This window comes from Klebsiella sp. CN_Kp113, from assembly GCF_040064585.1.
GTDB classification, from domain to species: domain Bacteria; phylum Pseudomonadota; class Gammaproteobacteria; order Enterobacterales; family Enterobacteriaceae; genus Klebsiella; species Klebsiella michiganensis.
In genome coordinates this window covers 72,387-84,411 of the sequence record NZ_JBEAID010000011.1, presented here as the reverse complement: position 1 = coordinate 84,411, position 12,025 = coordinate 72,387, and the positions used below count along the sequence as shown (strand labels likewise).

The following is a 12,025-nucleotide window of genomic DNA, read 5'->3' as shown; positions in this document are numbered from 1 at the left end:
CCATGACGCAGAATATCTATCAACAGCTGGGGTTAAAACAGGTGATTAACGCCTGCGGCAAAATGACGATTCTGGGCGTTTCCAGCGTGGCGCCGGAGGTGATGCAGGCAACGGCGCGGGCGGCCTCGGCCTTTGTGGAAATCGACAGGCTGGTAGACCGAACCGGCGAGCGGGTCTCCCGCTTTACCGGCGCGGAGGACAGCTATATCACCTCCTGCGCCTCGGCGGGAATCGCCATCGCCGTGGCCGCCGCGATTACCCATGGCGACCAGGCGCGAGTGATGCAGATGCCGGACAGTCGCGGTATGGCTAACGAAGTCGTCATGCTCCGCGGGCATAACGTCGATTACGGCGCGCCCATCACCAGCGCGATTCGCTTAGGCGGTGGGCGCGTTGTGGAGGTCGGTTCAAGCAATCTGGCGGCGCGCTGGCAGCTGGAGAGCGCGATCTCTACCAGCACCGCCGCCCTGCTGTATGTGAAATCACACCACTGCGTGCAAAAAGGGATGTTGAGTATCGAGGATTTCGTGCAGGTCGCACAGACTCACAACCTGCCGCTGATTGTCGATGCCGCCGCCGAGGAGGATTTACGCGTCTGGGCGGCGAGCGGAGCGGACATGGTTATCTATAGCGGGGCAAAAGCGTTTAACGCGCCCACCTCCGGATTCATCACCGGGAAAAAACAGTGGATAGCGGCGTGTAAGGCGCAGCATCACGGTATTGCCCGGGCGATGAAAATCGGCAAGGAGAATATGGTCGGTCTGGTTTATGCGCTGGAACACTATCATCAGGGGCAGAAGGGGGTCACAGCCGAGGAACTCCTGCCCGTCGCGAAAGCGATCTCAGCGATAAACGGCTTACAAGCCGATATTGAGCAGGATGAAGCCGGACGCGCTATCTGGCGTATCCGCATTCAGGTGAATGCCCAGGAGCTGGGCCTGGATGCCCGCGAAGTCGAAGCACAGCTGCGCAACGGCGAGATCGCCATTTACGCCCGGCGCTATAACCTCCATCAGGGGGTTTTTAGCCTGGACCCACGAACGGTAGCCGAGGGTGAAATGAGCCTGATCGTGGCGCGCCTAAAGGAGATTGCAGACCATGCAGCAAATTAATTTTTACCGTCAACGCGTCGCGATTAACGTGCTGGCGAAAGATATCGCCAACGCCCGGGACATTTATGATGCCGCCGAAGGCCATGCGGCGATTGGCGTCCTCTCGGCACAGTTTGCCTCCGTGGAAGAAGGTGTTCAGGAGGTAAAACGCTGGATGGCGGAGATACCCTCCATCTCCGTAGGCCTGGGTGCCGGCGATCCTGCGCAGTATTACAAAGCGGCGATGATCGCGTCAGCGCTTCACCCGGCGCACGTTAATCAGACCTTTACCGGCAGCGGGTTTGCCGCAGGGGCGCTGGCGGCTACGGGCGGGCAGCAGACCTGCATTAACGCGCTGGTCAGCCCGACGGGAACCCCTGGCGAGGTTCTTATCTCCACCGGCGTCAGCAGCTGTCAGGGCACGCCGGCCCGCGTCTCCTGCGATGCGGCGGTACGCATGATGCAGGACATGGGGGCCCGCGTCTCCTGCGATGCGGCGGTACGCATGATGCAGGACATGGGGGCCCATGCGGCGAAGTTTTTCCCCATGGGCGGCGAAAAGTCGCTACCGGAGCTGTATATGCTGGCGACCACGGCAGCCCGTAACGGGATGACGTTAATCGAACCAACCGGCGGAATCGATCTCGATAACTTTGGCATTATTTTGCAAAGCTGTCTGGAGGCAGGCGTACCTCGCGTGATGCCTCATGTTTACAGCTCGATAATCGACCCGCAAACCGGCAATACCCGGCCAGAAGATATCCGCAGATTAATGGATATCGTGAAAGCCGTGGTCTGAATAAAAATACCGGGCCGTAGCCCAGGCAAGCAAGCCATCACCAACGGAGAATGTCCCGGAGGCGGCGCTGGCGCGCCATGTCCGGGCTACCAGCCCTCAGACGACGGTGAACCTGTAACCCGGCTAAGCGTAGCGCGAGCCGGGAGATTTCGCGAAATTTAAACCTGCCCGACGTACAAATAAATGGCCAGGAAGTGGCACACGCTGCCGCCCAGGACAAAACCGTGCCAGATAGCGTGGTTGTACGGAATACGTTTGCAGACGTAGAAAATAACCCCCAGCGAATAGACCACGCCACCCACGGCAAGCAGCGTCACGCCGCCCACCGCCAGCTTAATCGCAAGCTGATAAACGACGATCAGCGACAGCCAGCCCATGGTCAGGTAGGTCACTAAAGAGAGGATCTTAAAACGATGCGCAATGGTCAGCTTAAACAGGATCCCCAGCAGCGCCAGGCTCCAGATGACGATCATCAGCCCGCGCGATAGCGGCGAATTTAGCCCCACCAGCAGAAACGGCGTGTAGGTCCCGGCAATCAGCAAATAGATGGCGCAGTGGTCGAATTTTTTCAGCCACAGCTTAGCCCGCTGATGCGGAATCGCGTGATAGAGGGTCGAGGCGAGGAACAGCAAAATCATGCTGCCGCCGTACAGGCTGTAGCTGGTAATGGCCGTGGCGCCGGCGTTGCTGTCCACCGCCTGCACCAGCAACAGCACCAGACCGACGATACCGAACACCAGCCCAATCCCGTGACTGACGCTGTTGGCAATTTCCTCTGCCAGAGAATATCCCTGTGTGATTAACGATTTGCGAACCATATTTGACTCCGAAAACAAGTACGCTTTCAATGCACACTTAGGTTAACTGAGAATGATTCCAGTGAACACCTGTTCGCTAAAATAAAAAGATGAATATTTATGAACAGTATAAAATCAATAGGTTATATAAATATTTCAACTAACAGACGTTCACTGTTTATTTAAAGCTTTTCGAATTCAATAACATAAAACTGCTTTTCTTCAGGATAGATCTCCGTAATCACCTCACGCAGCTGCGCCAGGGTCATATTCTCCTGCTGCGCGTGCAGTTCACTCAGCGTATCCAGCGTCACCGTTGAGGTGGCCACCACGCGAATGGTGCAAAAATAGCCGTCATCTTCATAGCGGCCAACGCGCAGCACATCGCCTGCTTTAAAGTGCGATTCCGCAGCATCGCGGATGGTAATGGTTTTGCGTCCGGCGAGGATGTCGTCCTGAAAACGCTGAAAAAAGGTTATGTCATTTGGCTGCATGATATCATTCCGTCCTGGTCATTATGAATTGTGAGTTTGCCACTGTGAGTATCTTCTCCCACGCCGCTATCGCCAGTCTCAATAATCTTGAGATGATGGTCTATCACTACGTCATTAAAAATCGCGACAAAGTGATGTACATGACCATCCGCGAGCTGGCGGAAGCGGCCGGAGTCTCCACGACTACCGTTTTGCGCTTCTGCCGCAAGCTGCAGTGCGAAGGCTACTCGGAGTTTCGCGTACGCTTTAAATTATATCTGGAGCAGAATGAGCCTCAACAGGCAAATATCGGCGCCAGCGAAATAATGAGCTTTTTTAAAAGCGTTAATAACGATGAATTTGACCAGCTGCTCGAGCAGGCGGTCGATATTATTCTGTCTTCAGAACGTATTATTTTTGTTGGTGCCGGCACCTCCGGCGCGCTGGCAAAATATGGCGCGCGTTTCTTTTCTAACGTCGGGAAATTCAGTAACCATATCGACGACCCTTATTTCCCGGTGACCAATGATATGGCGCGTAATGCGCTGGCCATCGTGCTGTCGGTCTCCGGCGAAACCGAAGAGATCCTGCGCTTCGCCAGCCAGTTCAGCCTTCATCGCTGTAAAGTGATGTCCATCACCAGCCACGAGCACTCGCGGCTGGCAAAGCTTGCCGACTTTAATCTCTCCTGGCACGTTCCGCAAACGCGCATCGGCGGCGTCTATGACATTACCACCCAGATCCCGGTCATTTATATTCTGGAAACGCTTGGGCGTAAATTAGCGCGCAAACTCGCCTGAAAATAACAGGGTGTTTTTTCGATGTAACAAATTCCATTCCGGGCAAATTGTTATATCGTGACATTTATATTCCCTTTGTTAGACTCGCAGCCAACAAGTCATTAAGACGAGATGAGCAAAGATGAAGAAAATTCCTTTACCAAAAGACTTTTTATGGGGTGGCGCCGTCGCCGCGCACCAGGTTGAAGGCGGCTGGAATAAAGACGGCAAAGGCCCGAGCATCTGCGACGTGCTTACCGGCGGCGCGCACGGCGTGCCGCGCGAGATAACCCAGCAGGTAGAGCCGGGCAAGTACTATCCGAACCACGAAGCCATCGATTTCCACGGCCGCTACAAAGAAGACATCAAGCTGTTCGCCGAGATGGGCTTCAAGTGCTTCCGCACCTCTATCGCCTGGACGCGCATCTTCCCGCTGGGCGACGAAAGCCAGCCGAATGAAGAAGGGCTGAAATTCTACGATGACATGTTCGATGAACTGCTGAAGTACAACATCGAACCGGTTATTACCCTCTCCCACTTTGAGATGCCGCTGCATCTGGTTCAGCAGTACGGCGGCTGGACCAACCGCAAAGTGGTCGATTTCTTTGTGCGCTTCGCCGAAGTGGTCTTCGAGCGCTATAAGCACAAAGTGAAATACTGGATGACCTTTAACGAGATCAACAACCAGCGTAACTGGCGCGCGCCGCTGTTTGGCTACTGCTGCTCCGGCGTGGTCTATACCGAGCATGAAAACCCGGAAGAGACCATGTACCAGGTGCTGCACCATCAGTTTGTCGCCAGCGCGCTGGCGGTGAAGGCGGCGCGTCAAATCAATCCGGAGATGCAGGTGGGCTGCATGCTGGCAATGGTCGCCCTCTATCCGTTCTCCTGCAAGCCGGAAGACGTGATGTTTGCCCAGGAATCAATGCGTGAACGCTACGTCTTTACCGACGTCCAGCTGCGCGGCTACTACCCGAGCTACGTCCTGAACGAATGGGAACGCCGCGGCTTCAATATCAACATGGAGGACGGCGATGCGCAAATCCTGCGCGAAGGCACCTGCGCGTATCTCGGCTTCAGCTACTACATGACCAACGCGGTGAAAGCGGAAGGCGGCACCGGCGACGCGATCTCCGGCTTTGAAGGCAGCGTGCCCAACCCGCACGTCAAAGCCTCCGACTGGGGCTGGCAGATTGACCCGGTCGGCCTGCGCTATGCGCTGTGTGAACTGTATGAGCGCTACCAGAAGCCGCTGTTTATCGTCGAAAACGGCTTCGGCGCGTACGATAAAGTCGAAGAAGACGGCAGCATCAACGACGACTATCGCATCGACTATCTGCGCGCTCACGTCGAAGAGATGATCAAAGCGGTGACTTACGACGGCGTTGAGCTAATGGGCTATACCCCGTGGGGCTGCATCGACTGCGTCTCCTTCACGACCGGTCAGTACAGCAAGCGCTACGGCTTTATCTACGTCAACAAACATGACGATGGTACCGGCGATATGTCCCGCTCGCGCAAGAAGAGCTTTAACTGGTACAAAGAGGTTATCGCCAGCAACGGCGAAAAACTGTAATCATCTTGCCCCTTTTCAGCCGGAAGGGGGCAAAACTTACCACAAAACAGACACTTCTTTACAGCTTTAGCATTGCTAACCCACGCTCAGCCGATAAGATAAACCACATCAATCGTTGAGTCGCTGACGCTGACTTCGTGAATCAACGCCGCACGCTGCCGGCCTTTCCGGCGCATCACAATGTAGAAAAATGATGCTAAACGTCTTCAGACAGATCCTGATATGGCTGCTGATTGTCGCCGCCGTCAGCCTGGCGGTGGATTACCTGCGCAGGCCCGCGCTGCCGCAGAATTTCTCCAGCATGCCGTTGCAAACGCTTGATGGCCGAACGGTCGATCTGGCGGCAATGAGCCACGAGCGCCCTTTGCTGCTGTACGTCTGGGCCACCTGGTGCGGCGTTTGCCGCTATACCACCCCGTCGGTGGCCGCTTTAGCCAACGATGGCGGCAATGTGATGACGGTAGCGCTACGCTCCGGCGACAACGCCGCTCTGGCACGATGGCTGGCGCATAAAAAAATGGCGCTGCCAACGATCAATGACGCCAGCGGTCAGCTATCCCAACGGTGGGAGGTGCAGGTCACGCCGACCCTTATCGTTATCTCGCGCGGCGAGGTGAAGTCAGTCACCACCGGCTGGACCAGCGGCTGGGGGATGCGCCTGCGGCTGTGGCTGGCGTCGTAGCGCATTTCCCTGCTTGCGCTGCGCTTAGCAGGGCCAGGGATGGGGTGAGGTAAACAGATTTTGTATCCCGGGCAAGGCGTTAGCCCCCCCGGAAACGAGTTGCCGATTATCTCCCGCCCGCCAGCTCCAGAAAGCTGCCGGTCACGTAGGAAGCCTTCTCACTCAGCAGCCAGACGATGGCCTGAGCCACCTCCTCCGGCTGCCCGCCGCGCCGCATGGGCAACATCGACTTCACGCGATCCACGCGCCCCGGTTCACCGCCGCTGGCGTGCATGTCGGTATAAATTAAGCCGGGGCGCACGCCGTTAACCCGAATCCCCTGCGCCGCCACCTCCAGCGACAGGCCGGTGGTCAGAGTATCAACCGCGCCCTTTGACGCGGCATAATCCACATACTCCCCCGGCGCCCCGAGGCGCGATGCCGCGGACGACACATTCACAATCGCCCCGCCCTTACCGCCGTGCTTGTGCGACATCCGCTTTACCGCCTCCCGGCAGCAGAGGAAGTAACCGGTCACGTTGGTGGCCAGCACCCGGTTAATCCGCTCCGCGCAAAGGCTTTCAATCGTCCCCTGGGTAAATAAAATGCCGGCGTTATTGACCAGCGCGGCGAGCGGTTCGCCGAGGCGATCGATAGCGGTAAACATCGCCATCACCTGCGCTTCATCGCTGACGTCCGCCCGTAGCGCAACGGCTTTGCCACCGCTGGCGATAATTTCGTTCACCACGCCGGTCGCGGCAGCGCTATTTTGATGGTAATTCACCGCCACGGTATAGCCTTCCTGCGCCAGCAGCAGCGCCGTCGCTTTACCTATTCCCCGGCTGCCGCCCGTCACCAGTGCTATCGTCATGCCATTCTCCCAAAAAATAAAGGCGCCGCAGCGCCTTTAAAAGATAGTCTAATCAGCAGATTACTGGTATTCGCTCATCGGCACGCAGGAGCAGAACAGATTACGGTCGCCGTAAACATCGTCCAGACGCTTAACGGTCGGCCAGTACTTATTGTTCAGCCCCGCCGGGAAGACCGCCAGTTCACGGGTGTACGGATGGTTCCACTCGCTCACCAGTTCACCCTGAGTATGCGGCGCGTTCACCAGCGGGTTATCCTCCAGCGGCCATTCACCGCCTTTCACGCGGTCGATCTCGCCGCGAATCGCCAGCATCGCATCGATAAAGCGGTCCAGCTCCACTTTGCTTTCCGATTCGGTCGGTTCCACCATCAGCGTGCCGGCAACCGGGAAGGACATGGTCGGAGCGTGGAAACCAAAATCAATCAGTCGCTTGGCAATATCCAGCTCGCTGATGCCGGTCTCTTCTTTCAGCGGACGAATATCCAGAATACATTCGTGCGCCACGCGACCGTCGCGGCCGGTATACAGCACCGGGAACGCGTCTTTCAGCCGGGTAGCGATGTAGTTGGCGTTCAGAATCGCCATCTGGCTCGCCTGTTTCAGCCCCTCTGCGCCCATCATACGGATATACATCCAGCTGATCGGCAGAATGGAGGCGCTGCCGAACGGCGCGGCGGAAACCGCGCCCTGACGGGTCAGCATGCCTTCAATTTGCACCACGCTGTGGCCCGGCACAAACGGCGCCAGATGCGATTTCACGCCGATCGGCCCCATACCCGGGCCGCCGCCGCCGTGCGGAATGCAGAAGGTTTTATGCAGGTTGAGGTGCGAGACGTCCGCGCCGATAAAGCCCGGAGAGGTAATGCCGACCTGGGCGTTCATGTTCGCGCCGTCAAGGTAAACCTGGCCGCCAAACTGATGCACCACTTCGCACACTTCGCGAATAGTCTCTTCATAAACGCCGTGGGTGGACGGATAGGTCACCATGATGCAGGAGAGGTTCGCCGCATGCTGCTCGGCTTTCGCCCGCAGATCCGCCAGGTCGATGTTGCCATTTTTATCGCAGGCGACCACCACTACCTGCATTCCCGCCATCTGCGCGGAAGCCGGGTTGGTGCCGTGCGCAGAGCTTGGGATCAGGCAGATATCGCGATGCCCTTCGTTGCGGCTCTCGTGGTAATGGCGAATCGCCAGCAGGCCCGCGTATTCGCCCTGCGCGCCGGAGTTCGGCTGCATGCAGACCGCATCATAGCCGGTCAGCTTAACCAGCCAGTCGGAGAGCTGGGCAATCATCTGATGATAGCCTTCGGCCTGATCAACCGGGCAGAACGGATGCAGTTCGGCGAATTCCGGCCAGGTGATCGGGATCATCTCCGCGGCGGCATTCAGCTTCATGGTGCAGGAGCCCAGCGGGATCATCGCCTGGTTCAGCGCCAGATCCTTACGCTCCAGCGCGTGCATATAGCGCATCATCTCGGTTTCGCTGTGGTAGCGGTTGAACACCGGGTGAGTGAGGATCGCATCGTCACGCAGCATGCTGGCCGGGATCGAACGGCTGTCCAGGGCCACGTCTTTATCCAGCATGTCGATATCCAGGCCGTGATCGTCGCCCACGATGGCGCGGAACAGGTTCAGGACGTCTTCACGCGTGGTGGCTTCATCGAGCGTGATCCCGACGGCGTGATGAATATCGCTGCGCAGGTTGATCTGCAGCGCTTCCGCCCGCGCCAGCACAGCGGCTTTATCGGCGACGTCCACGCAAAGGGTATCGAAGTAGTGCGCATGGCGGAGCTTAAGGCCTTTTTTCTGCAGGCCATCGGCGAGAATATCGGTCAGGCGATGAATACGGCTGGCGATACGCTTCAGCCCTGCCGGGCCGTGGAATACGGCGTACAGGCTGGCAATATTGGCCAGCAGCACCTGGGAGGTACAGATATTGGAGTTCGCTTTCTCGCGGCGAATATGCTGCTCGCGCGTCTGCATCGCCATGCGCAGCGCGGTATTACCCGCCGCATCTTTCGATACGCCGATAATACGGCCCGGCATGGAGCGTTTGAATTCATCTTTTGCGGCAAAAAACGCCGCGTGCGGGCCGCCGTAGCCCATAGGTACGCCGAAGCGCTGGGCGGAGCCAAACACAATGTCCGCGCCCTGCTTGCCCGGGGCAGTCAGCAGAACCAGGGCCATAAAATCGGCCGCGACGCTGACAATCACTTTGCGCGCTTTCAGGTCAGCTATCAGTTTGCTGTAATCGTGAACCTCGCCGGTGGTGCCTACCTGCTGCAGCAGCACGCCAAAGACGTCCTGATGGTCGAGCGCTTTTTCCGCATCATCGACAATCACATCGAAACCAAAGGTTTCCGCGCGGGTGCGCACCACGTCCAGCGTCTGCGGATGAACGTCGGCGGCGACGAAGAAACGGTTGGCGTTTTTCAGTTTGCTTACGCGTTTGGCCATTGCCATCGCTTCCGCAGCGGCGGTGGCTTCGTCCAGCAGCGAGGCCGAGGCAATATCGAGCCCGGTCAGGTCGAGGGTCACCTGCTGGAAATTCAGCAGTGATTCCAGGCGCCCCTGGGAAACCTCCGGCTGATAAGGCGTATAGGCGGTATACCAGCCCGGATTTTCCAGCATGTTGCGCTGAATCACCGGCGGCAGCTGCACGGCGGTGTAGCCCATGCCAATGTACGACTTGAAGCGCTTGTTACGACCGGCGATCGCCTTCAGTTCCGCCAGCGCGGCGAATTCCGTGGTTGCTTCGCCCACCTGCGGCGGCGTTGCCAGCTGGATATCCTGCGGCACAATCTGGCCAATCAGGGCGTTAAGCGAATCGGCGCCAACGGTTTTCAGCATCTCCTGCTGCTGCCGGGCATCCGGGCCGATGTGACGTTCAATAAAGGCGTCACGGTTTTCAAGCTGGCCTAAAGTCTGGGTCATGAGCGATGGTTCCTGAACGTGCGGTGAATCGTGATTGTCTGACGGGTTTGCCCGGCGAGCACTGACGCTAACCGGGCCAGAAGACGCAAATCATTCGCGTTGCAGGAAGCCAACGCCCCTGCAACGTGAAGGATGAAGCGTATTTATTCGTCTTCTAACAGAGCTTCATATGCGGTCGCATCCAGCAGCGCGGCAACCTGAGCTTCATCGCTGGCTTTGATTTTAAAGATCCAGCCGCCGGCGTACGGCTCGCTGTTGACCAGCTCAGGGGAGTCGTTCAGCTCTTCATTGACGGCAACAATTTCGCCGCTAATTGGCGCGTAGATATCGGAAGCGGCTTTGACGGATTCGGCAACCGCGCAGTCGGCGCCCGCTTCTACGGCGGCGCCCACTTCCGGCAGGTCAACGAAAACCATATCGCCAAGCAGCTCCTGCGCGTGCTCGGTGATACCGACGGTATAGGTGCCGTCCGCTTCTTTACGCAGCCATTCGTGTTCTTTGCTGTATTTCAGTTCTGCTGGTACGTTGCTCATCAATTCATCTCCAAATGGGAAATCACACCACGGCTTTGCCGTTGCGTACAAAAACGGGTTTCGTCACTTTGACCGGCATTTCGCGATTGCGAATCTGCACCACGGCGGTTTCACCGATGCCTTCCGGTACGCGCGCTAAGGCAATACTGTAGCTCAGCGTCGGGGAGAAGGTGCCGCTGGTGATAATGCCTTCTTTCTGATTGCCATCGGCATCGCTGAAGCGCACCGGCAGGCCGCCGCGCAGAACGCCTTTCTCGGTCATCACCAGGCCGACCAGCTGTTCGGTGCCTTTTTCACGCTGGAGTTCCAGCGCTTCACGCCCGATAAAATCACGGTCAGCCGGTTCCCAGGCAATGGTCCAGCCCATGTTAGCCGCCAGCGGAGAGACGCCTTCGTCCATCTCCTGGCCATAAAGATTCATGCCCGCTTCCAGGCGCAGCGTATCGCGCGCGCCAAGGCCGCACGGCTTAACGCCCGCGTCCAGCAGGCCGCGCCAGAAATCCACCGCCTGCTCGTTCGGCAGCGCGATTTCATAACCCGCTTCACCGGTATAGCCGGTAGTCGCAATAAACAGATCGCCCGCCTGCACGCCAAAGAACGGCTTCATGCCTTCCACGGCCTGGCGCTGCGCGTCGGTAAACAGCGTCGCCGCTTTCTCTTTCGCCTTTGGACCCTGTACGGCGATCAGGGATAGATCGTCACGCACGGTTATCTCAAGACCATAGGATTCAGACTGCTGGGTGATCCAGGCGAGGTCTTTTTCACGGGTGGCGGAGTTAACAACGAGGCGGAAATAGTCTTCAGAAAGGAAATAAACAATCAGGTCATCAATGACGCCGCCGGAGGCGGTCAGCATGCCGCTATAGAGCGCTTTACCCGGCACGGTGAGCTTCGCAACGTCGTTAGCCAGCAGATAGCGCAGAAACTCGCGGATTCGGCTGCCGTGAAAATCGACGATGGTCATGTGCGACACATCGAACATTCCGGCATCACCGCGCACCGCATGATGCTCATCGATCTGGGATCCGTAATGCAGCGGCATCATCCAGCCATGGAAATCCACCATGCGCGCGCCGCATAGCGTGTGTTGTTCAAACAACGGAGTCTGTTGAGCCATCTTTTCCTCATCGAATAAAACGGAACCAGCCACGATTTTTGGCGTTTTCGCGCCGCGAAAAACGCCGCCAGCATCGCTCAAGGACGCCGACGCAAACGTTCTCTTTGGCCTGAACTTACCACCGATATCCGCACTAAACCATAAGCCTGGTCAGGACATCACATTAGCTTATGACCAAAATCAGCCGCAGAGCCTACAGAGTTTTTATCTACAATAAAGCGATTCAATCCGCACAAAACCAAACTAATTAGTTAAAAAAGCAGCGCATGATGATATTTTCTGCGAAATGACGGGCCTAATTTCTATAACAAAAAAAAGGTAACATTAATAAAACTAATGCGAAAAACGAGGTGAAATTAGATTATTTCAAATGAGAGGGGATAACCCGGCGCGG

The 12,025-nt window shown here is 57.1% G+C and carries 11 protein-coding genes; 5 read left to right on the top strand and 6 right to left on the bottom strand.

Translation table 11 applies throughout. From position 1 onward, the window contains the following. Positions 1-2 precede the first annotated feature (2 nt). Both dgaE and ABLV30_RS05465 read left to right on the top strand, forming a co-directional pair. Positions 3-1,112, top strand: coding sequence for a D-glucosaminate-6-phosphate ammonia lyase (gene dgaE / locus ABLV30_RS05470; RefSeq protein WP_046878349.1), 1,110 nt, complete (start codon positions 3-5; stop codon positions 1,110-1,112). Continuing rightward, on the top strand, positions 1,099-1,890 hold the full coding sequence (locus ABLV30_RS05465; protein ID WP_265802012.1) for a 2-dehydro-3-deoxy-phosphogluconate aldolase: 792 nt from the start codon (positions 1,099-1,101) through the stop codon (positions 1,888-1,890). The genes dgaE and ABLV30_RS05465 overlap by 14 nt, the downstream gene beginning before the upstream one ends. Before the next feature lie 158 nt (positions 1,891-2,048). Here ABLV30_RS05465 and ABLV30_RS05460 read toward each other — a convergent pair whose 3' ends face one another. Then, complete coding sequence (locus ABLV30_RS05460; RefSeq protein WP_014839509.1) at positions 2,049-2,708, bottom strand: hemolysin III family protein; 660 nt, start codon at positions 2,706-2,708, stop codon at positions 2,049-2,051. Positions 2,709-2,869: 161 nt separating this feature from the next. Then, positions 2,870-3,181 (bottom strand): N(4)-acetylcytidine aminohydrolase, encoded by a 312-nt coding sequence (yqfB, locus tag ABLV30_RS05455; RefSeq protein ID WP_122117311.1) that lies wholly within the window; start codon positions 3,179-3,181, stop codon positions 2,870-2,872. 50 nt (positions 3,182-3,231) lie between these two features. Between yqfB and ABLV30_RS05450 the strand changes: the two genes are divergently transcribed. From ABLV30_RS05450 to ABLV30_RS05440, 3 genes are all read left to right on the top strand, one after another. Next, positions 3,232-3,960: a MurR/RpiR family transcriptional regulator gene (locus ABLV30_RS05450; RefSeq protein ID WP_025105967.1), complete on the top strand. Its 729-nt coding sequence runs from the start codon at positions 3,232-3,234 to the stop codon at positions 3,958-3,960. A gap of 121 nt (positions 3,961-4,081) precedes the next feature. Further along, positions 4,082-5,515 carry a 6-phospho-beta-glucosidase BglA gene (gene bglA / locus ABLV30_RS05445; RefSeq protein WP_025105966.1) on the top strand — a complete coding sequence of 478 codons (1,434 nt, stop codon included), beginning with the start codon at positions 4,082-4,084 and terminating at the stop codon, positions 5,513-5,515. Between the two features lie 190 nt (positions 5,516-5,705). Beyond that, positions 5,706-6,197, top strand: coding sequence for a protein disulfide oxidoreductase (locus tag ABLV30_RS05440; protein WP_004854083.1), 492 nt, complete (start codon positions 5,706-5,708; stop codon positions 6,195-6,197). A 106-nt stretch (positions 6,198-6,303) separates the two neighbouring features. Here ABLV30_RS05440 and ABLV30_RS05435 read toward each other — a convergent pair whose 3' ends face one another. The 4 genes from ABLV30_RS05435 to gcvT all read right to left on the bottom strand — a co-directional run bounded on the left by ABLV30_RS05435 (position 6,304) and on the right by gcvT (position 11,631). Then, a complete protein-coding gene (locus tag ABLV30_RS05435) occupies positions 6,304-7,047 on the bottom strand; it encodes an SDR family oxidoreductase (protein ID WP_025105965.1) in 744 nt (247 codons plus the stop codon). Between the two features lie 60 nt (positions 7,048-7,107). After that, positions 7,108-9,981 (bottom strand): aminomethyl-transferring glycine dehydrogenase, encoded by a 2,874-nt coding sequence (gene gcvP / locus ABLV30_RS05430; protein WP_265802014.1) that lies wholly within the window; start codon positions 9,979-9,981, stop codon positions 7,108-7,110. A gap of 143 nt (positions 9,982-10,124) precedes the next feature. Further along, on the bottom strand, positions 10,125-10,514 hold the full coding sequence (gene gcvH, locus ABLV30_RS05425; RefSeq protein ID WP_004854088.1) for a glycine cleavage system protein GcvH: 390 nt from the start codon (positions 10,512-10,514) through the stop codon (positions 10,125-10,127). Between the two features lie 22 nt (positions 10,515-10,536). Further along, on the bottom strand, positions 10,537-11,631 hold the full coding sequence (gcvT, locus tag ABLV30_RS05420) for a glycine cleavage system aminomethyltransferase GcvT (RefSeq protein WP_265802016.1): 1,095 nt from the start codon (positions 11,629-11,631) through the stop codon (positions 10,537-10,539). Positions 11,632-12,025: the final 394 nt, after the last annotated feature.